The sequence below is a fragment of the Xanthomonas sp. F4 genome (genome assembly GCF_011761895.1).
In genome coordinates this window covers 255,764-276,119 of the sequence record NZ_JAASQX010000006.1, presented here as the reverse complement: position 1 = coordinate 276,119, position 20,356 = coordinate 255,764, and the positions used below count along the sequence as shown (strand labels likewise).

Below are 20,356 nucleotides of genomic sequence, written 5' to 3'. Positions count from 1 at the left end.
GCTCAGCCGCTGCCGCGCGCGAACGGCACCACCTTGCCTTCGGTACCGCCGGCGCGGCCGCTGTCGAGGCGGAACACGCCGACCGCGGCGGCCAGGCCGCCAGCCTGTTCCTCCATGCTGCGCGCGGCGGCGGTGGCTTCCTCGACCAGGGCGGCATTGCGCTGGGTCACTTCGTCCAGCTGCGCCACGGTGCGGTTGACCTGTTCGATGCCGCTGGACTGCTCGCCGCTGGCGGCGCTGATCTCGCCGATCAGGCCGGTCACGCGCTGCACCGAGCCGACGATCTCGTGCATGGTGGCGCCGGCGCGGTTGACCAGCGCCGCGCCTTCGCCGACGGTGCGCGTCGATGCCTCGATCAGGTCCTTGATCTCCTTGGCCGCGTCGGCCGAGCGCTGCGCCAGCGAGCGCACTTCCGCGGCGACCACGGCGAAGCCGCGGCCCTGTTCGCCGGCGCGCGCCGCCTCCACCGCGGCGTTGAGCGCCAGGATGTTGGTCTGGAAGGCGATGCCGTCGATCACGCCGATGATCTCGCCGATGCGCTGCGAGGAGGCGCTGATCGCGCGCATCGTCGCCACCACCTCGTCCATCACCTGGCCGCCGGAACGGGCGACCTCGCCGGTGTTCTGCACCAGGCCGTTGGCCTGCTGCGCGTTGTCGGCGTTCTGCTTCACCGCCGAGGTCAGTTCCTCCATCGAGCTGGCGGTCTCTTCCAGGCTCGCCGCCTGCTGTTCGGTGCGATCGGACAGGTCGGTGTTGCCCGCGGCGATCTCGGAGGCGGCGCGGCGGATGGTCTCGGCCGCGTCCTGGATGCCGACGATGATCTCGGTGAGCTTGGCGACGGTGCGGTTGGTGTCATCGCGCAACCGTGCGAACACGCCCTGCGCCTGGCCGTCGACGCGGTGGGTGAGATCGCCCTCGGCCAGCGCCGTCAGCGCCCCGGCCAGTTCCGCCAGGTTGCGCTCCACCGCGTCGGCGATCCGGTTGACGCCTTCGGCCAGCGACTTGAGCACCCCGTCCATCGCCGCGGTGTCGATGCGCTGGCTGAAATCGCCGCGCGCGGCGGCCTCGATCACCGTGGCCAGCGCCTGTTCGGCGGCGACCTGTGCGGTCACCTCCTCCCATTGCGCGATGGTGCCCAGGCGGCGGCCGTCGGCACCGTTGATCGGGCTGTACACGAAATCGATCTGGCGGCCGAAGAACGGCGCACGCACACGCTTGGAGCCGGTCAGCGCGCGCATGCGGTCGATCGCCGCCTGGCTGTCCGGGTAGATGTCGCCGATGCTGCCGCCGACGAACTGTTCGGCACGAAATTCCGGGCGGAAGCGCTGCACGTCCGGCTCGATGGTGCGCAGCATCTGCAGCAGCTTGCGGTTGGCGAAATGCACGCGGCCATCGTCGTCGGCGATGCGCACCATGGTGTCGAGATCGTCCAGCGCCTGGATGACGAAGCGGCCATGCTGCAGTTCCGCTTCGGTCTGCGCCTGGCGCGCGGCCAGCGCTTGCTGCGCGTGCTGCACCGCGCGCAACAGCGCCGCCTCGGCGGCGTCGCCGGTCAGGTCCACACGGTGCTCGAAGCGGCCTTCGCCGAGCGCCTGCAGCGCCTGCGTGGCCCGCTCCAGCGAGCGCGGCGCGCTGCGCCTGCCGGCCCAGGCCAGCGTCGCCGCCACGGCTGCGGCCCCCAGCAGTGCCGGAAGCAAGCGCGGTAGCGCCGATCCGGTGGGCCCGGCCGTGCGACCCACATGTACGGCATAGCCGGCCAGCGCCAGCAGCACCAGGACATGGGCGAGGGCGAGGGCGAGCAGCGCCGAATGCGGGCGCAGCCAGGAAGGGGAGGTCGGGCGGAGAGCGGCAGATGGCGAGGGCATGGTGTGCACCGGTTGGGAAACAACGGGCAACGCCGCGGGGGCGACGCGATCTCGCGGGGGTACACCCAGTATCGGCGCATCGCCAGGCGTGCTTGATCGCAGGCGCCTGCCGTTCGTCGGAAACTTCACATGGCCTGGACAACCGTCGCCCGCTGGGCAAGGTGTCATGGTGTGCTGCGTTGCAGCAGGATGGGCGCCGCGGGCGGACGTGCGGTCGGCCAGGCGGGCGCGCCGGCCCAGCCATGGCCGGGCAGGCCGTCATCGCCACCGGCCGCATCTGCGCGGCCGGTGGCGGGGTGGTACGGCGCGGGCCGCTTACTTCGCCGGCGTCGCCGCGTCGGGCAGGGTCCAGGCGATCACGCTGTCGCCGGCCTTGGTGTCCATGCGGTCGTGGCCGCCGATCGCGGCGACGATGTACTGCTTGCCATCGACCGTGTAGCTCAGCGGCGCGGCCTGCGGACCGGCCGGCACGCGCACTTCCCACAGCAGCTTGCCGGTCTGGGTGTCGTAGCCGCGCAGGAAGTCGTCCAGCGCCGCACCGATGAAGGTCACGCCGCCGGCGGTGGCTAGCGAGCCGCTGTTGTTGGGCGTGCCGAGCTCGAACTTCATCTTCGACGGAATGCCCATCGGGCCCTGGTCGTAGCCGGTGCCCAGCGGACGCCGCCAGATCACCTGCTGGGTGCGCAGGTCCACGCCGGAAATGTAGCCCCACGGCGGCGCCACGCACGGGGTGTTCAGCGGCGACATCCACGGCTCCTTGCGCGCGCCGTAGGGCAGGCCTTCCTGGGCCATGTAGCCGGGCGTCTTGCTCTTGCCGTTGAACACCGACATCACGCCCAGCGCCTGCATTTCCTGGCGCGGATACACGTGTTCGGTGTAGGGCAGGCGATTGCTGTTCATCACCATGATGCCGAGCTGCAGGTCCACCGACACGCCGCCCCAGTTGATGCCGCCGTGGTTGCCGGTGAAGGCCAGCGAGCCGCCCAGGCTGGGCGGGGTGAACATGCCCTCATAGCGCAGCCGCTTGAACTGGATGCGGCATACGAGTTGGTCGAACGGGGTGATGCCCCAGGCGTCGGATTCGACGAGGGTCTCGTAGTCCTTGCTCGGCGCGCCGACGGTGTTGGGCATGCCCGGCGACACCGGCTGGGTCTTGGCGGTCCAGTCGCCGTGGTCGGTGCCCTGCGGCACCGGGAGCTGCTGCACCGGCATGATCGGCGCGCCGGTTTCGCGGTCGAGCACGAACACCTGGCCGGACTTGGTGGCCTGGATCACCGCCGGGCGGGTGCCGCCGCCGGGCACCGGGAAGTCCACCAGGTTCGGCTGCGGGCCGATGTCGTAGTCCCACAGGTCGTGGTTGATGGTGCGGAAATGCCAGCGCTCCTTGCCGGTGGCCGCATCCAGCGCGACCAGCGAGGCGGTGTACTCCTCTTCCTGCGGCGTGCGCTGCTTGCCGAAGAAATCGCCGGAGGCGTTGCCGGTGGGCAGATAGACCAGGCCCAACTGGTCGTCGGCGGCCATCAGCGACCACACGTTCGGGGTCGAGCGGGTGTAGGTCTGGCCAGCCGGCGGCGCCGCGTCGATCGCCGGATTGCCGAGGTCCCAGGCCCAGCGCAGCTGCCCGCTGATCGCGTCGAAGGCGCGCACCACGCCGGACGGCGCGTCGCGTTCCTGGCCGTCGCGGATCTGCCCGGTGGGCTGGATCACCACGCCGCGCATCACCACCGGCGGCGAGGTGGGGCCGACGAAGCCGGGCTTGGTGTTGCCGGTGTCCTTGTTCAGATCGACGTAGCCGTGCGTGCCGAAGCTGTCGCACAGCTTGCCGGTGAGTGCGTCGAGCGCGCCCAGGCGGCCATCCACCATCGGCCAGAAGATGCGCTTGGCGCATTCGGCGACCGGGGTGGGCGCCTCGAAGTAGGACACGCCGCGGCAGGTGGTGGCGGCGACGCCGGCCATGGCCTTCGGATTGGTCTGCGGATCGAAGCGCCAGCGCTCCTTGCCGGTGGTGGCCTCGACCGCGATCACCTTCTGCGTGGGCGTGCAGATGTAGACCAGATCGCCGACCTTCAGCGGGGTGTTCTGGAACGCGTAGCCGAGCTTGGAGCCGGCCGGCTTGAGGTCGCCGGTATGGAATTCCCAGGCGATCTTCAGGTCCTTGACGTTGTCCGGGGTGATCTGCGCGCCGGGGCTGTAGTGGTTGGACAGGTTGGACCCGGCATAGGCGGTCCAGTTGCCGGCGTCGTGGTTGCCGGCGACGTTGCCATCGGGGCTGTTCACCGTGGCGCGGCTGAAGGCGGCCTGCGGGCGCTGCGCGGCCAGGCTGGGATCGGCCAGTTCCACCGTGCGCGGGAACAGCAGCGGCGCGAACACCAGGGCCGCGCCCAGCACCGGCAGCACGCCGGCGACCACCAGATAGCCGATGCCGGAGACGGGCGCCAGACGCCAGCGTGCGACCTTCCAGAACGGCAACAGCAGCAGGCCGAGCACCGAGATCATCGCTAGGCGCGGGATCAGCGCCCAGCCGTCCAGGCCGACCTCGGCCAGGGCCCAGGCGATGGTCGCGGCCAGGGTCACGCCGAACAGCCACAGGCCGACGCGGCGGCCGAGCGCGAGCAGCAAGCCGGACACGGCCAGTGCCACGCCGGCGAGCAGGTAGTACCAGGAGCCGCCGACGGCGACGAGTTGCCCACCCATGACGGCGAGCGCGACGCCGATCACGGCGATGAGGACGGCGTAGCCGGCGAACAGCCAGCGACCGGGTCCGTGTGGGGAGGAAGAAGCAGTCATGAGCGAAACATCCGACGAGGATCCCTGGCGCGTGGCGCGAATGGCGGCGGTGCAGGCGGATCGTGGGGGGAGAGGCGAGGGCGGGGCCGCGAGGACGGCGCGCATCGCAAGGCAGCGACCGCGCCGCTGCGTTCTCGGAAAGCATGGAACCGGCGCGGCGCGTCGGGCTTATTTTAGGCGGCGTAGGTCGTCGGGCCGTGATGGCACGCGGAACACAGCGTCATGCGGCGCCGTGGTGGACGCCGCATGGCGATATCTCGAGGGGAGCGCGCGGCGCGCAGGGGCCGGCCGCGCGGCGTGCGAAAGCGCGCCGCCGCTAACGCAGGCTTTCCAGCGCCTGCAGATAGCGCTGGCGCCAGGCATTGATGTCGTGCTTGCGCAGGTGGTCCATCATCGCCTGCCAACGTTCGATGCGCTTGGCCTTGGGCAACGAGGCGCCGGTGGCGATGGCGTCGGCGACGCCGTCCAGGTCGTGCGGATTGACCAGCAGCGCTTCCTTCAGTTCGTCGGCGGCGCCGGCCAGCAGCGACAGCACCAGCACGCCGGGATTCTCCGGATCCTGTGCGGCCACGTACTCCTTGGCCACCAGGTTCATGCCGTCGCGCAGCGGCGTCACCAGGCCGACCTGCGCGGCGCGGTAGAAGCCGGTCAGGGTGGCGTGGGTGAAGTTGCGGTTGACGTAGCGCAGCGGGGTCCAGTCCGGCTCGGCATGGCCGCCGTTGATGTGCCCGGCGATCTGTTCGAGCTGGTTGCGCAGCTGCTTGTATTCGGTGACGTCGCCGCGCGAGACCGGGGCGATCTGCAGGTAGGTGAGGCTGCCGCGCTGGTCGGCATGCCGTTCCAGGTAGCGTTCGAAGCCGAGGAAACGTTCCGGCAGGCCCTTGGAGTAGTCCAGCCGGTCCACGCCGATCGCCAGCTGGCGATCGCGCAGACTGTTGCGCAAATCGCGTACCGCCGGCTTGCTCACTGCCGCGCGCGCCTGCTGCGCGATCAGGTTGGTGTCGATGCCGATCGGGAACATCGCGGCGCGGAAGCGGCGGCCGCCCGGGGCTTCCAGCACGCCGTCCTTGATCACCTTGCCGCCGCCGAACAGGCGCACGTAGGCCTGGAAGCGGTCGACGTCGCGGCGGGTCTGGAAGCCGATCAGGTCGTAGGCGTAGAAGCCGGAGAACAGTCGTGCGTGGTCCGGCAGCGCCTGGATCAGGTCGGCCGAGGGGAACGGCACGTGCAGGAAGAACCCGATGCGGCAGCCGATGCCGCGTTCGCGCAGCAGCGAGGCCAGCGGAATCAGGTGATAGTCGTGGATCCACACCGTGTCGTCCTCGCGCAGCATCGGCGCGAGCTTGTCGGCGAACATGGCGTTGACCCGGCGGTAGCCTTCGCGCGTGGCGCGGTCGTAGTCGACCAGGTCCAGGCGGAAGTGCAGCAGCGGCCACAGCGTGCGGTTGGCGAAACCGTTGTAGTAGGCGTCCAGGTCGGCGCGATTCAGGTCCATGGTGACGAAGCGGATGTCACCCTGAGTCTGTTCGTGCATGGCGCCGCTGTCGCCGCGCACGGTCTTGCCGCTCCAGCCGAACCACACGCCGCCGCGCTCCTTCAGCGCCGCCAGCAAGCCCACCGCCAGGCCGCCGGCGCGGTTCTCGCCGGGCAAGGCCACACGGTTGGATACCACCACCAATCTGCTCATGATGCCTCCTGCCAACTGCGCGACAGACGCATGGCGGCGATGATCAGGCCGACATGCGAATAGGTCTGCGGGAAATTGCCCCAGGCTTCGCCGTTGTCGAAGGCCAGATCCTCCGACAGCAGGCCCAGGTGATTGCGCCGGGCGAGGATGCGCTCGAACAGCTCGCGCGCTTCCTCCTTGCGGCCGATCGCGGCCAGGGCGTCGATGTACCAGAACGTGCAGATGGTGAAGCTGGTCTCCGGTTCGCCGAAATCGTCCGGCGCCACGTAGCGGTACAGCGCATCGCCATGCTTGAGGTCGCGGCCGATCGCCTCGACCGTGGCGATGAAGCGCGGATCGTCCGGGGCGATGAAGCCGATGTCCGCCAGCAACAGCAGCGAGGCGTCCAGCCGGTGGCCGTTGAAGGTGTCGGTGAAGTGCCCCAGCTCCGCGTTCCAGGCCTCGGCCAGCACGCGCGCGTGGATGCGGTCGGCGCGTTCGCGCCAGTGCGCCACGCGCTCGTCCAGGCCCAGCCGTGCGGCGATCTTGGCCAGACGGTCGCAGGCGGCCCAGCACATGGCGCTGGTGTAGGTGTGCACCTCGGCGCGGCCGCGGAATTCCCACAGGCCGGCGTCGGGCACGTCGTGCAGTTCGAACGCGCGCTCGCCCAGCGGTTCCAGGCGCAGGAAGGTGTGGGTGTCGCCGGGATCCTTCAGGCGCAGGTCGAAGAACAGCTGGGTGGAGGCCAGCACCACGCTGCCGTACACGTCGTGCTGCTTCTGGATCCAGGCCAGGTTGCCGCGCCGCACCGGGCCCATGCCGCGATAGCCCGCCAGCGATTCGACCTCGTGTTCCTCCAGCGCCGCCTCGAAGCCGATGCCGTACAGCGGCTGCAGGCTGCCGTCGGTGGTGGCGATGTTGAAGATGTAGCCGAGGAACTGCTCCATGGTGCGGGTGGCGCCGAGCCGGTTCAGCGCGCGCACCACGAAGGCGGCGTCGCGCAGCCAGCAGTAGCGGTAGTCCCAGTTGCGCGGTGTGTCCGGCGCTTCCGGGATGGAGGTGGTCATCGCCGCGATGATCGCGCCGCTGTCCTCGTACTGGCACAGCTTCAGGGTGATCGCGCTGCGGATCACCGCGTCCTGCCAGTCCAGCGGCACCGACAGGTAGCGCACCCACTCGCGCCAGTATTCCTCGGTGCGTTCCTGCGCTTCCTGGATGTAGCCGGTCAGCGAACGGGTCAGCGATTCGTCCACGCCCAGCATCAGGTTGACCGGGTGGTTGAGCACGAACGGCAGCTCGTCGCGGATGAAGCGCACCGGCACGTCGGTGGTCAGGCGCAGGGTGAAGTCCGGCAGCAGCCAACGCACGTGGTTGCTGCCCCAGGTGCGCTCCGGCTGGCGGGCGCCCCAGTCGGCCAGCGGCCTGGCCAGCACGCGGATGCGCGGGTTGCCGGCCAGCGGCCGCACTTGGCGGATGATGCTGACCGGGCGGTAGAAGCGGCCGTGGTTGCGCCAGCGCGGCGCGAAGTCGATCACCTCCACCGCGCCGCCATGGGCGTCGCGCAGCACGGTGCGCAGGATCGCGGTGTTGACCAGGTAGTGTTGGTCGCTGTCGACGAAATCTTCCAGCTCGATGCTGAAGTCGCCGCCGGGATGCGCACGCGGGGAGAGCAGGGCGCAGAACGCCGGATCGCCGTCGAAGGCCGGCAGGCAGCTCCACACCACGCTGGCCCGTTTGTCGATCAGGGCGCCGAAGCTGCCGTTGCCGATGACGCCGAGGTCGAGATTGGGGGAACTCATGGAGCGGACGGGTCCTTGTGCGGAAGCAGTGGGGGAAGCGGCCACGGGGCGCAGGCGGGCGGGCGCATTGGCGCCCTCATCCAGCGTTATCGCGCAGCCAGGCGTGTACGCCGCGTGGATCGGGCAGCGCATAGGTGGCGACGCTGTCGGCGCGGGTGCCGACCAGCACGCTCCAGCCGCCGGCCTGGTTGGCCGCGGCGAAGCCGAATTCGTCGGTGAGATCGTCGCCGACGAACACCGGGCGGCGCCCGCGGAACGGCGGCTGCTGCAGCAGCGTGGTCAGCGCCACGCCCTTGTCGCTGCCCTCGGGCACGAACTCGACGACGTGGTCGCCGGGCTGCAGGCGGTAGCCCGGCAGGTCGGCGATCTGTTCGTGCGCGAACGCCAGCACCGCGTCGGCCGCTATCGGTGCCGCACGCCAATGCAGCGCCATGCTGGCGCCCTTGTCTTCGACCAGCACGCCCGGATGCGCCTGGCGCAGGTGTGCGGCGCGCGCATGCAGCGCATGGAGAAACGCCGAGGTATCGGCGGGCATCGCCGCCTGCGCGTCGGCGTCGCTGCGCAGCTCGTGGCCGTGCAGGCCGGCGGCGGGCAGCCGCAGCGGTGCGAACAAGGCGTCGAGCTGGGTCAGCGGACGTCCGCTGACCAGCGCCACCGCGCCGCCGAGGCGCTGGTGCAGGCGGCCGATCGCCTCGCGGACCTCGGGCAGCAACTGCACCTGGTCGGGGCGTTCGGCAAAGGCGATGAGGGTGCCGTCCACGTCCAGGAACAATGCGCAGGCATCGTCCAGACGCGGCGGCGGCGGTCGGAGGGGGAGCGCGTCTGCCATCAGGCGATGATGAACGAGACAGCGTTAGCGCCAGGTGGATTGGGGGCGGGGATTCGGGAGTGGGGATTGGGGATTCGCAACATCGGGCGCCCAGCGGCTGCGGTTGTCTGCAGATGCCGGGATTGGGAGTGGAGATTCGTGCTTGGGTAGCGCTCCACGAGCGCCGACGCGCCGCTTTTGCGAATCCCCAATCCCCACTCCCGAATCCCGGCTGTCTGCAGATGCCGGGATTGGGGAATGGAGATTCGGGATTGGGTAGCGCTCCACGAGTGCCGACGCACCGCTTTTACGAATCCCCAATCCCCACTCCCGAATCCCGGCTGTTTTTGCGACTCCCCAATCCCGACTCCCCAATCCCGGCACCTCAGTCAGAAGGTGTACCGCACCCGCCCATAGTAGTAAGCGCCGTTGCTGCCGATCGGCGACAGCACGTCGTAGGGCAGGTTGCCGAAGTAGGCGATGTCCGGTTTGGAGCGGTCGGCGTAGGCGTCGGTGAGGTTCTGGCCGCCCACCGCCACGCTCCACTGCGGGGTGAGGTGGTATTCGACCTCGGCGTCGAGTTGCCACTTGGCGCGGTAGGTCTGCTCCGGGGCGAAGCCGTCGCCGAAGTCGAACACGCGGGTGGCGCTGCCGTAGCGGGTGACACGGGTCTGCAACGACCAGCGCGTGTCGCTCCAGTTCGCCGCCAGCTGCGCGCGGGTGCGCGGGGTCGCCTCGGTCAGGGTGTTGCGCTCTTCCACGCCGAACAGCACGTAGTCCGGGTTCAGCGCCAGCAACTGCGCAGGCGTGGCCACGACGTTTTCCAGCTCGGTCTTGGCGTAGCTCCAGGTGCCGGTCAACTGCAATTGGCCCTGGCCCAGCGCCTGCCGCCAGTTGCTGACCAGCTCGGCGCCGCGGGTACGGGTGTCGGCGGCGTTGACGAAGAAGCTGGCGCTCTGCAGGCCGGTGATGCCGAAGCGCTGCGCGACGAAGTCGGTCAGGGCGTCGCCGTCGATGCTTTCCGACAGCGCGATGCGCTTGTCGATGTCGATCTGGAACAGGTCCAGCGACAGGTCGAAGTGGCTGCCGACGCGGCTGGTGAAGCCCAGGCTGTAGTTGCGCGACTTTTCCGGCTGCAGCGTGCGGGCGCCCAGCGCCTGCGCGATCGGGTTGTCGACCGAGAGCAGGCGGCCCTGCAGCAACTGCCCGTTGGCGTTGTAGCCGGTGGAACTGGCCTCGTAGCCGATCTGGCTCAAGGACGGTGCGCGGAAGTTGTTGGAGATCGCGCCGCGCAGGGCGAACGCCGGGACGAACTCGTAGCGCGCGGCCAGCTTGCCGGTCAGTTCGCCGCCGAAGTCCTGGTAGTGCTCGTAGCGCGCGGCCAGGTCGGTGGAGAGCTTGTCGCCGAACTGGCTGGACACGCTGGCGTAGACGCTGGCGACGTTGCGCGACAGGTCGGCCGCGTCCTGCGGGGTCAGGCCGCCGCCGGCCTGGGCGCCGGTGGGCCGGTCGGTGTAGGGACCGGCGGCGTAGCTGGCTGGGTCGCCCGGACGGGTGCGGTAGTGCTCGCGGCGCAGCTCCACGCCGCTGCCCACGGTGTGGGTGGCGCCGGCGGCGTCGAAGCTGCGGCTCAGGTCGAGATTGGCCACGCCTTGTTCGAAGGCGTAGTCGCCGGTCTTGAAGCGGGTCGGGCTGCCCGGGCCCAGCGAGGCGTTGAGCGAGTGCTTGAGCCGGTAGGTGAAGTCGTTGCGGCCGTAGTCGAGGCTGGCGTCGTAGGCCCATTCGCCCCATTGCCCGCGCGCGCCGACCACGGCCTGCAGGTCGCGGTTCTCGCCCAGCGACACCGGGCGGTAGCCCTGCGGATACACCTGCGTCCAGTTGGCGGCGCCGTCGGGGTAGCGGAAGTAGTTGGCGCCCTGCGTGTCGCGCTGGTTGTAGGTGCCGAAGGCATAGACCTCGCCGCCCTGGCCGAACGGCAGCTTGCCGTTGATCCAGGCGTTGAGGTCCTTGCTGGCGCCGTCGCCGAGTTCATAGTTGCGCTTGCCGGCCAGCGCCAGGTTGGCCGGGGTCTGCTCCTCGAACGGCGGGATCTGGTCGAAGCCGGCGCGGTTGGTGGACTCGTGGTTCTTCAGCTCCAGGCCGACCTTGAAGAAGCCGCCGTCCTCGCCCAGGCGCGTGCCGACCTTGCCGCTGGCATAGCCGGTCTGGCCGTCGGTGAGGGTGCGGTGGATCGGCTTGACGTCGGTGTGGTTGGCGCCGTAGCTGGCCTCCAGCGCGCCGCTGTCCGGGTCGTCGTCGAGGATCACGTTGATCACCCCGGCCACCGCGTCGGAGCCGTACTGCGCGCCGGCACCGTCGCGCAGCACTTCGATGCGCTTGATCGCGCTGATCGGGATCGCGTTGAAGTCCACCGGCGTGGTGCCCTTGCCGATCTTGCTGTCGGTGTTGACCAGGGCGGAGGTGTGGCGGCGCTTGCCGTTGACCAGCACCAGCACCTGGTCGGGCGAGAGTCCACGCAGCTGCGCGGCGCGCACGTGGTCGGCGCCGCCGGAGTTGGACTGGCGCGGAAAGTTGAAGGAGGGCAGCAGCGCCTGCAGCGCGCTGCCGAGTTCGCCGTTGACCACGCCGGCCTTGCGGATGTCCTCGGCGCTGAGCACGTCCACCGGGGCGGTGGATTCGAGCACGGTGCGGCCGCTGGCGCGGGTGCCGGTGACGATGACCGTGTCCAGGTTGGTCGCGGTGGCCGGGGCGGCCTCCTGGGCGAACGCGGGGGCCGCCAGGGCCAGGGCGATGGCCAGGCTCAGCGGCCTGACGAACGGGGACGACATGGGGGTTCTCTCCTGAAACGATGACCATCAAGACCGGCCGCGCCGGCCGTGGCGGCGACTGGGGTCGGCAAAGGTTGCTGCATCCATCCGGATGAAGCGATATATTAGCCCGACGTTAAGGCGATGTGCGAGCCGCGTGCTCGGTGCTTCGGGCATGAGTTCATGCCCGGCAGTTATCCGGCCCCGCACCGCGCCTGGCCTACGATCGCCTGCTCCCTTCCCGTTCCGACCGAGACCCTGCCGATGCTGCTGCGTGCCCCGTTGATCGCCGTCCTCCTGGCCCTGAGCGCCTGCGCCAGCATCGCGCCCACCGCGTCCACCGCGCCGAGCAAGGTCAGCGCGACGCTGCAGGGCGATGCGGCGCGGCCGGGGCAGGCCAGTGGTTGGGTGCGCAGCGAGCTGTACTTCGGCGTGGGCGAGGAGAGCGGCCCGGCCGACCGCCCGCAGGCCGAGCCGATCAGCGAGGCGCGCTGGCGCGCGTTCCTGGACCAGGAGGTCACGCCGCGCTTTCCCGATGGCCTGACCGTGTTCGACGCCTACGGCCAGTGGCTGTTCCGCGGAGCCAAGGAGCCGAACCGGCTCAACACCAAGGTGCTGGTGATCCTGCACGAGGACACCCCGCAGCGCCGCGCCGACATCGAGGCGATCCGGCTGGCGTGGAAGCAGGCCACCGGCCACCAGTCGGTGCTGTGGGCGCGGTCGCCGGTGGACGTGTCGTTTTGACGGCGGGGATTCGGGAGTGGGGATTGGGGATTCGCAAGGGCGGGGTGCTGCGGTGATGGTGGGGCCGTTCGTGATTCGGCCCGGTGATCTCGACGATCCGGCGGTGCGTGGGTTGCTGGAGTACCACCTGCAGCAGATGCATGCGCAGTCGCCGCCGGGCAGTGTGTATGCGCTGGATCTGTCGGGTCTGCGGCAGCCGCAGGTGCGCGTGTGGAGCGTGTGGCGCGACGACGCGCTGGCTGCGGTCGGTGCGCTGCGCGTGCTCGGCGATGGCGGCGGCGAGCTGAAGTCGATGCGCACGCATCCGGCCTTCCTGCGGCAGGGTGCGGCCGCGGCGCTGCTCGAGCATATGATCGCGGTCGCCCGCGCCGAGGGTCTGCCGCGGCTGAGCCTGGAAACAGGCAGCGGCGCGGCGTTCGAGGCGGCGCTGGCGTTGTACCGGCGGCGCGGCTTCCGCAACGGGCCGGCGTTCGGCGACTACGTGCCGAGTGCGTTCAATCAATTCCTGCATCTGCCGCTGTCGCCGTAGCGGCGCGCCGTCGCCGGAAAACGGCATCCTGCGCGTGCAGCGTTCTTGCGGCACCGCTTCCCCTTACCATCCCTCGACTCCCAACGCCGCCACTGCCCGCATGTCCACTCCCGCTCCTGTCTCGCCGCGTCCGCGTTGGTTCGTCGCCGGCGACCTCAACGGCTTCTTCGGCCTGGTGGTCGACAACCTGTCGATCCTCGGTTTCATCACCCTGGCCCTGGTCGGCCTGTTCCAGTTCCCCGCCGAGGTCATCTACACCCGGATGATTCCCGGCACCGCCTTCGGCGTGCTGGTCGGCAATCTGCTGTACACGTGGATGGCGCGGCGGCTGGCCGCGCGCAGCGGGCGCAGCGACGTGACCGCGATGCCGCTGGGCCTGGACGCACCGACCAGCATCGGCATGGCCCTGCTGGTGCTCGGCCCGGCCTTCGTGCGCTACAAGCAGCAGGGCCTGGATCCGCAGGCCGCGGCGCTGGCCACCTGGCACCTGGGCATGGCCGCGCTGGTGGTGATGGGCGCGCTGAAGACGGTGCTGTCGTTCTTCGGCGATGCGGTGACCCGCGCGCTGCCGCGCGCCGCGCTGCTCGGCTCCATCGCCGGCATCGCGATCGTGTTGATGGGCTTCCTGCCGCTGCTGGAGACGCTGCGCACGCCGCTGGTCGGGCTGGTGGTGCTGGGCCTGCTGCTGTACGTGCTGATCGCCAAGGGGCGGCTGCCGTGGCGCCTGCCCGGGGTACCGCTGGCGCTGGCGCTGGGCACCGGCCTGTACTACTGGGCCAATGCGGCCGGCTTCGGCATTCCCGGCCACCAGGCGCCGCAGTGGATCGCGCCGCAGCTGGTGCTGCCGTGGCCGAGCCTGGGCTTCGTCGCCGGCCTGGCCGACACGGTGCCGTTGCTGCCGCTGCTGCTGCCGTTCGGCCTGCTGATGGTGGTCGGCGGCATCAACGTCAGCGAAAGCGCGCGCGCCGCCGGCGACGACTACCGCACCCGCGACATCCTGCTGGTCGAAGCCGGCGCGACGCTGATTGCCGGCGTCTGCGGCGGCGTCGCCCAGACCACGCCGTACATCGGCCAGCCGGCCTACAAGCACATGGGCGCGCGCAGCGGCTACACCCTGCTGACCGGCCTGTTCATCGGCCTGGGCGGCATGTTCGGGCTGGTCGCCGGCCTGGTGCAGTGGCTGCCGATGGCGGTGCTCGCGCCGATCATCGTCTACGTCGCCATCGACATCACCACCCAGGCCTTCCAGGCCACGCCCAAGCGCCACGCCGGGGCGATGGTGCTGGGTTTCCTGCCGTCGGTGGCGTACCTGCTGGCGATCAAGGCGCCGGGCTGGATCGCCCCGGAGCAGCTGGCGAAACTCACCACCACCCTGGACGGCCACGGGCTGCCGGAACTGGCGGTGATCCTGACCCTGGGCAACGGCTTCATCATCACCGCGATGCTGTGGATCGCCACGGTGGCGGCGATGGTCGACGGGCGCCTGCGCCGCGCCGCCGTGTTCCTGCTGGTGGCGGCCGGGCTGACCCTGTTCGGGCTGATCCATTCGGTGGACCCGCGCGGGGGCCTATACCTGCCGTGGACCCTGAGCGGCGTGCCGAAGCTGATCGCCTGGCAGTTCGTCGGCGGCTATCTGGTGCTGGCCGCACTGCTCGGCCTGCTGTCGCTGCAGAAGCCGCGCGCGGTGCTGGTGGAGTGAGCGCCGCTGCGGCACGCTTTCCGCCTCGCGTGCGGTGGTCGTGCGGCTGCCGTTCGATCGCAAGCCGGCCGTGGCCGCCTCGTTGCGGGTGCGCGCGTCGCTGCGGCCTCCCGGATAGTGCCTCGCCGCCGCGCAGCTAGCGCCCTGCGGCGCGAGGATGCGTCGCAGACCGAATGCTTGAGGTCTGCCGGTCATCACCTCCCATGGCGCGCCGCACCGCGACAACAGTGAAAGCGTTCTTCGATTGATGTGCGCCCAGGCTGAACGCTGGCCGTCCCGCGCTGGAACCGGGGCGCACCGCCGCGGTCACACCTTCACTGTCCAATGGAGATGTGCATCCCATGCAGCCGCGTCATTCGTTCTGGCCGTGGATCCTGGTCGCCGTGCTGGTGGCCGCCGCCGCGGCGTGGTTGTTCCGCGACAACATCGCGGCGCTGTGGCCCACCGCCGCGCCGGCACCTGCCGCGGCCGCGCCAGCGCCCGCCGCCGCCCCGCCTGCAGCACCCGACGCGCCGGCCGCGGCCGCAACGCCACCGCCGATCCAGCACCCCATCGATGCGGCGGAAGCCGCCGATGCGGCGATTCCGGCCCTGGCCGCCAGCGACGATGCCGCCTGGGCGGCACTGAGCGCGCTGGCCGGCGGCGATGCGCCGCTGGCGCTGCTGCTGCGCGACCACCTGATCCAGCGCCTGGTGACCATGGTCGACAACCTGACCCAGCGCCGCGTCACCTCGCGCGCGCTGGCGCTCAAGCCGGTGCCGGGCGAGCTGCAGGTGAGTACCGATGCCAGCGGCGTCAGCGTCATTGCCGACGCCAACGCACAACGCTATGCGCCCTACGTGGAGGCGTTCACCCGCGCCGATCCGGCGACGGCGGTGGCGGCCTACCGGCGCTTCTATCCGCTGTTCCAGCAGGCCTACGTGGAACTGGGCTATCCGCAGGGCTACTTCAACGATCGCCTGGTGCAGGTGATCGACCATCTGCTGCAGACCCCGACGCCGAAGGGTCCGCTGGCGGTGGCGGTCGATCCGGTGCGCGGCAAGTACGGCTTCGTCGATCCGGCGCTGGAGTCGCTGTCGATCGGGCAGAAGGCGCTGCTGCGCATGGGCCCGACCCAGGCCGCTGCGGTCAAGGCGCAATTGCGTGCGGTGCGCGAGGCGCTGACGCGGACCTGAGCGACAGGGCGATCCAGGGGAGGCGCCTACCGCGCCATGCGGCCGCGTCTGCGGGTCTTTTGTTTTTTGTAGGAGCGGCTTCAGCCGCGATGGGCATTACCGGTAACGCCCGTCGCGGCCGATGGCCCGAGGCCATGTCGAGCCGCTCCGGCGGGAAGCGCATATGGCCACCCCTGAAGCGCCCTTGTGGGAGGGGCTTCAGTCCCGACGCGCTACACCATCCCTGTCATTGCCAAGTGGGAGATCACCACGGCATGACGGCTGTTTTTCAACGGACGTGGCAGGCCAACGCCAGACGTACAGCCCCGCTCAACCATCCAACTCCGGGTAATGCCGGAAGATGCCGTTCTCGTTGAACGGCAGGCGCCGTGGCGAGGCCAGGTAGGTGGCGATGCCCGGACGCTCGCACACGCGCTGCTGCAACGCGCGCAGCCGCGGCAGCTTCGGCGAGAGCCGTTTCATCGCCTGCGGGAACGCGTAGTCCAGCCCGCTCATCAGTTGGAACAACGACAGATCCACGTAGGAATGCTCGCGCAGCGCGTGGCGGCCGCCGCCCTGGTCCAGCACCTGCTCGAAATAGCCCAGGAACTTCGGCAGCCGCTGCGTGCGCAGGTCCTCGGCGCGGCGCCGCGCTTCGGCTTGCTGGTCTTCGTAGTACAGCCCGCTGGCGATGGGGTGGTGGCTGTCGTGGATTTCGGTGACCAGGTCGGCGATGGTCAATTGCAGTTGCAGTGCCTGCAGTCGCCGCGATTCGCTGTCCGGCACCAGGCCCAGCGATGGACCGAGGAAGTGCAGGATGTTGGCGACCTGCGCGATCACCAGCCGGCCGGCCTTGAGGAACGGTGGCGCGAATGGGCGCGCACCGGCATGAGCGCCGTCGAGGAAGGGCTGCATCGCCGCGTCGCCCTGCTCGCGGGCCACGTCGCGATAGCCGGCGCCGGCATCCTCCAACGCCAGCCGCACGAACTCGCCGCGGCCCTGGATGCCGGTCCAGTAGTAAAGCTCATAGTGCATGGCGGCTCCTGCGCGTGGGGACGGGAGCGCCGAGGGTAGCCGCCGTTCCGGTAGCGGCGTGTGACCGCCGGGAGGCGGCGGCCGCGGCGGCCCTGGACCGCGGCGATGGCCGTCCGCCGTCTACGGCGATCGCCGCCGGCCTTGAAACAGGGGCGGACAGCCGCATTTTGCTGGCATGCCGGCACGGCCGGCCCTTCATGACAGAGGACTTCCCGATGCGGATGGACAAGCTCACCTCGCGCTTCCAGCAGGCCCTGGCCGACGCGCAGTCGCTGGCCGTGGGCCGCGATCACACCATCATCGAGCCGGTGCACGTGTTCGTGGCGCTGCTCGACCAGGCCGGCGGCAGCACCCGGCCGTTGCTGGCGCAGGCCGGCGTCAACGTGCCGGTGCTGCGCGAGCGGCTCGGCGAGGCGCTGGAGAAATTGCCCAAGGTCAGCGGCCAGCCCGGCAACCTGTCGATGGGCAACGACCTCAGCCGCCTGCTCAACCAGACCGACAAGCTGGCGCAGCAGCACAACGACCAGTTCATCGCCAGCGAGTGGTTCGTGCTGGCCGCCGCCGACGACAGCGGTGCGCTGGGCCTGGCGCTGCGCGCCGCCGGCGCCGACAAGAAGAAGCTCGAGGCCGCCATCGACAAGCTGCGCGGCGGCGAGACCGTGCAGTCGGAGAACGCCGAGGAACAGCGCCAGGCGCTGGAGAAGTACACCATCGACCTCACCGCGCGCGCCGAGAGCGGCAAGCTCGATCCGGTGATCGGCCGCGACGAGGAAATCCGCCGCACCATCCAGGTGCTGCAGCGGCGCACCAAGAACAATCCGGTGCTGATCGGCGAGCCCGGCGTCGGCAAGACTGCGATCGTCGAGGGCCTGGCGCAGCGCATCGTCAACGGCGAGGTGCCGGAAGGCCTGCGCGGCAAGCGCGTGCTGTCGCTGGACATGGGCGCGCTGATCGCCGGCGCCAAGTTCCGCGGCGAGTTCGAGGAACGGCTCAAGGGCGTGCTCAACGACCTGTCCAAGAACGAAGGCCAGATCATTCTGTTCATCGACGAGCTGCACACCATGGTCGGCGCCGGCAAGGCCGATGGCGCCATGGACGCGGGCAATATGCTCAAGCCGGCGCTGGCGCGCGGCGAGCTGCACTGCATCGGCGCCACCACCCTGGACGAGTACCGCAAGTACATCGAGAAGGACGCGGCGCTGGAGCGGCGCTTCCAGAAAGTGTTCGTCGGCGAGCCGTCGGTGGAGGACACCATCGCCATCCTGCGCGGGCTCAAGGAGCGCTACGCGGTGCACCACGGCGTGGAGATCACCGACCCGGCGATCGTCGCCGCGGCCACCCTGTCCAACCGCTACATCACCGACCGCCAACTGCCGGACAAGGCCATCGACCTGATGGACGAGGCGGCCAGCCGCATCCGCATGGAGATCGACTCCAAGCCGGAGGAACTGGACCGCCTGGAGCGGCGCCTGATCCAGCTCAAGATCCAGCGCGAGATGCTGAAGAAGGAGAAGGACGACGCCTCGCGGCAGCGCCTGGCCGACCTGGAAAGCGACATCGACAAGCTCGAGCGCGAGTTCTCCGACCTGGACGAGGTGTGGAAGTCGGAGAAGGCCGCGCTGCAGGGCGCGACCAAGATCAAGGAGCAGATCGAGCAGGCGCGCGTGGAACTGGAGGCGGCGCAGCGGCGCCAGGACTACGCCAAGATGAGCGAGATCCAGTACGGCCTGCTGCCGAACCTGGAGAAGCAGCTGGCCGCGGCCAACGAGGCCGAGCAGCACGACTTCAAGCTGGTGCAGGACCGCGTCACCGCCGAGGAGATCGCCGAGGTGGTGTCGCGCTGGACCGGTATCCCGGTCAACAAGATGCTCGAGGGCGAGCGCGACAAGCTGCTGCGCATGGAAGACGAACTGCATCAGCGCGTGGTCGGCCAGGAAGAGGCGATCAAGGTGGTGTCCGACGCGGTGCGCCGCTCGCGTGCCGGCCTGTCCGATCCGAACCGGCCCAGCGGCTCGTTCCTGTTCCTGGGTCCCACCGGCGTCGGCAAGACCGAGCTGTGCAAGGCGCTGGCCGAGTTCCTGTTCGACAGCAGCGACGCGATGATCCGCATCGACATGAGCGAGTTCATGGAGAAGCACTCGGTGGCGCGGCTGATCGGCGCGCCTCCGGGCTACGTCGGCTATGAAGAAGGTGGTTACCTCACCGAGGCGGTGCGGCGCCGGCCGTATTCGCTGATCCTGCTCGACGAGGTCGAGAAGGCGCACAGCGACGTGTTCAACATCCTGTTGCAGGTGCTCGACGATGGTCGCCTCACCGACGGCCAGGGCCGCACCGTGGACTTCCGCAACACCGTCATCGTGATGACCTCCAACCTGGGCTCGCACCAGATCCAGGAGCTGAGCGGCGACGGCAGCGCCGAGGCCTACACGCAGATGAAGGCGGCGGTGATGGGTGTGGTGCAGGCGCATTTCCGCCCGGAGTTCATCAACCGCCTGGACGACATCGTGGTGTTCCATCCGCTGGACAAGGCGCAAATCAAGTCGATCGCGCGCATCCAGTTGCACGGCCTGGAGAAGCGCCTGGCCGAGCGCGGGTTGAAGATCGAGCTGGGCGAGCGTGCGCTGGAGTTGCTCGGCAACGTCGGCTTCGATCCGGTGTACGGTGCGCGCCCGCTGAAGCGCGCGATCCAGGCGCAGTTGGAGAATCCGCTGGCGCAGCAGATCCTGTCCGGCCAGTTCCTCAGCGGCGACACCATCAAGGTCGAGGCCGAGGGCGGCCGCCTGGTGTTCGAGAAGGCCTGATGGGCCCCGTCGGGCAGGCGCCGCAGGCGCGTTCCGCCGCGTCTGCGGCGCGCGCGCTGCTGGTGGACATGGACGGCGTGCTGCGGCTGTGGCCCGACAACGACGCAGCATTGGAGCGCGCGCACGGCGTGCTGCCAGGCAGCCTGCGCGCGGTGGCGTTCGCGCCGGCGCTGCTGGAGCCGGCGATCCGCGGGACCACAAGCGACGCGCAATGGCTCGCCGAAGTGGCCGCGCGCATCGCTGCGCTGGCGCCCGAGGCGGACGCCCCCGCGCTGGTCGCCGCATGGTCCGCGCCGACGGCGGCCCGCCTCAATCAGCCCGTGCTGGCGCTGCTGCGGGACGTGCGGCAGCGCATGCCGGTTGTGCTGCTGAGCAACGCCACTTCGCGGCTGCCGCGCGATCTGGACGCACTCGGCATCGCCGATGCATTCGATGCGGTGGTGAATTCGAGCGAGGTCGGCGCCATCAAACCGGAGCCGGCGATCTTCCTGCATGCGCTGGCGCAGCTCGGGATGGGCGCGGACGAGGTGCTGTTCGTCGATGACACCGCTGCCAATATCGAGGCCGCGCGCGCCTTGGGCCTGCGCGCCGAGCGCTACGTGGACGCCGCGGCATTGCGGGCCTGGTTGCTCGCGCAGGGTGCGCTCGGCAACGATTGAACC

General features: G+C 69.9%; 13 protein-coding genes. 6 read left to right on the top strand and 7 right to left on the bottom strand.

Features of this window, described 5'->3' with window-relative positions:
* Positions 1-2 precede the first annotated feature (2 nt).
* From FHR66_RS17980 to FHR66_RS17955, 6 genes are all read right to left on the bottom strand, one after another.
* Entirely contained in the window at positions 3-1,865 is a 1,863-nt protein-coding gene (locus tag FHR66_RS17980; protein ID WP_160970935.1) for a methyl-accepting chemotaxis protein, read from the bottom strand.
* 315 nt (positions 1,866-2,180) lie between these two features.
* A complete protein-coding gene (locus tag FHR66_RS17975) occupies positions 2,181-4,613 on the bottom strand; it encodes a membrane-bound PQQ-dependent dehydrogenase, glucose/quinate/shikimate family (protein WP_202395001.1) in 2,433 nt (810 codons plus the stop codon).
* A gap of 355 nt (positions 4,614-4,968) precedes the next feature.
* A complete protein-coding gene (gene otsA / locus FHR66_RS17970) occupies positions 4,969-6,339 on the bottom strand; it encodes an alpha,alpha-trehalose-phosphate synthase (UDP-forming) (RefSeq protein ID WP_160970931.1) in 1,371 nt (456 codons plus the stop codon).
* Positions 6,336-8,117 carry a glycoside hydrolase family 15 protein gene (locus FHR66_RS17965; RefSeq protein WP_160970929.1) on the bottom strand — a complete coding sequence of 594 codons (1,782 nt, stop codon included), beginning with the start codon at positions 8,115-8,117 and terminating at the stop codon, positions 6,336-6,338. Before FHR66_RS17965 ends, otsA begins: the two co-directional genes overlap by 4 nt.
* A 76-nt stretch (positions 8,118-8,193) precedes the next feature.
* A complete protein-coding gene (otsB, locus tag FHR66_RS17960; protein WP_160970927.1) occupies positions 8,194-8,946 on the bottom strand; it encodes a trehalose-phosphatase in 753 nt (250 codons plus the stop codon).
* Between the two features lie 368 nt (positions 8,947-9,314).
* Positions 9,315-11,753 (bottom strand): TonB-dependent receptor plug domain-containing protein, encoded by a 2,439-nt coding sequence (locus FHR66_RS17955; RefSeq protein WP_160969120.1) that lies wholly within the window; start codon positions 11,751-11,753, stop codon positions 9,315-9,317.
* A 243-nt stretch (positions 11,754-11,996) separates the two neighbouring features.
* Here FHR66_RS17955 and FHR66_RS17950 point away from each other — a divergent pair, with 243 nt between their 5' ends.
* The 4 genes from FHR66_RS17950 to FHR66_RS17935 all read left to right on the top strand — a co-directional run bounded on the left by FHR66_RS17950 (position 11,997) and on the right by FHR66_RS17935 (position 15,879).
* A complete protein-coding gene (locus FHR66_RS17950) occupies positions 11,997-12,476 on the top strand; it encodes a DUF3574 domain-containing protein (protein WP_160969118.1) in 480 nt (159 codons plus the stop codon).
* A gap of 70 nt (positions 12,477-12,546) precedes the next feature.
* Positions 12,547-13,005 carry a GNAT family N-acetyltransferase gene (locus FHR66_RS17945; protein ID WP_343160684.1) on the top strand — a complete coding sequence of 153 codons (459 nt, stop codon included), beginning with the start codon at positions 12,547-12,549 and terminating at the stop codon, positions 13,003-13,005.
* Positions 13,006-13,105: 100 nt separating this feature from the next.
* Positions 13,106-14,704 (top strand): hypothetical protein, encoded by a 1,599-nt coding sequence (locus FHR66_RS17940; protein ID WP_160969114.1) that lies wholly within the window; start codon positions 13,106-13,108, stop codon positions 14,702-14,704.
* A gap of 341 nt (positions 14,705-15,045) precedes the next feature.
* Positions 15,046-15,879 carry a DUF3014 domain-containing protein gene (locus tag FHR66_RS17935; RefSeq protein WP_160969112.1) on the top strand — a complete coding sequence of 278 codons (834 nt, stop codon included), beginning with the start codon at positions 15,046-15,048 and terminating at the stop codon, positions 15,877-15,879.
* A gap of 309 nt (positions 15,880-16,188) precedes the next feature.
* Here FHR66_RS17935 and FHR66_RS17930 read toward each other — a convergent pair whose 3' ends face one another.
* Complete coding sequence (locus FHR66_RS17930; RefSeq protein WP_160969110.1) at positions 16,189-16,893, bottom strand: glutathione S-transferase; 705 nt, start codon at positions 16,891-16,893, stop codon at positions 16,189-16,191.
* Between the two features lie 215 nt (positions 16,894-17,108).
* On the opposite strand from FHR66_RS17930, the gene clpB reads away from it, so the two are divergent.
* Complete coding sequence (gene clpB / locus FHR66_RS17925) at positions 17,109-19,694, top strand: ATP-dependent chaperone ClpB (RefSeq protein WP_160969132.1); 2,586 nt, start codon at positions 17,109-17,111, stop codon at positions 19,692-19,694.
* Positions 19,694-20,353, top strand: a complete 660-nt coding sequence (locus FHR66_RS17920) for an HAD-IA family hydrolase (protein ID WP_160969108.1) — start codon at positions 19,694-19,696, stop codon at positions 20,351-20,353. Before clpB ends, FHR66_RS17920 begins: the two co-directional genes overlap by 1 nt.
* The last annotated feature ends 3 nt before the right edge of the window (positions 20,354-20,356 follow it).

Excerpts from the sequence above, each read along its gene's own strand:
- clpB (WP_160969132.1), top strand. The coding sequence starts at position 17,109 with ATGCGGATGGACAAGCTCACCTCGCGCTTCCAGCAGGCCCTGGCCGAC.
- FHR66_RS17965 (WP_160970929.1), bottom strand. The coding sequence starts at position 8,117 with ATGAGTTCCCCCAATCTCGACCTCGGCGTCATCGGCAACGGCAGCTTC.
- FHR66_RS17940 (WP_160969114.1), top strand. The coding sequence starts at position 13,106 with ATGTCCACTCCCGCTCCTGTCTCGCCGCGTCCGCGTTGGTTCGTCGCC.
- FHR66_RS17955 (WP_160969120.1), bottom strand. The coding sequence starts at position 11,753 with ATGTCGTCCCCGTTCGTCAGGCCGCTGAGCCTGGCCATCGCCCTGGCC.
- otsA (WP_160970931.1), bottom strand. The coding sequence starts at position 6,339 with ATGAGCAGATTGGTGGTGGTATCCAACCGTGTGGCCTTGCCCGGCGAG.
- FHR66_RS17920 (WP_160969108.1), top strand. The coding sequence starts at position 19,694 with ATGGGCCCCGTCGGGCAGGCGCCGCAGGCGCGTTCCGCCGCGTCTGCG.
- FHR66_RS17935 (WP_160969112.1), top strand. The coding sequence starts at position 15,046 with ATGCAGCCGCGTCATTCGTTCTGGCCGTGGATCCTGGTCGCCGTGCTG.
- otsB (WP_160970927.1), bottom strand. The coding sequence starts at position 8,946 with ATGGCAGACGCGCTCCCCCTCCGACCGCCGCCGCCGCGTCTGGACGAT.
- FHR66_RS17930 (WP_160969110.1), bottom strand. The coding sequence starts at position 16,893 with ATGCACTATGAGCTTTACTACTGGACCGGCATCCAGGGCCGCGGCGAG.
- FHR66_RS17950 (WP_160969118.1), top strand. The coding sequence starts at position 11,997 with ATGCTGCTGCGTGCCCCGTTGATCGCCGTCCTCCTGGCCCTGAGCGCC.
- FHR66_RS17980 (WP_160970935.1), bottom strand. The coding sequence starts at position 1,865 with ATGCCCTCGCCATCTGCCGCTCTCCGCCCGACCTCCCCTTCCTGGCTG.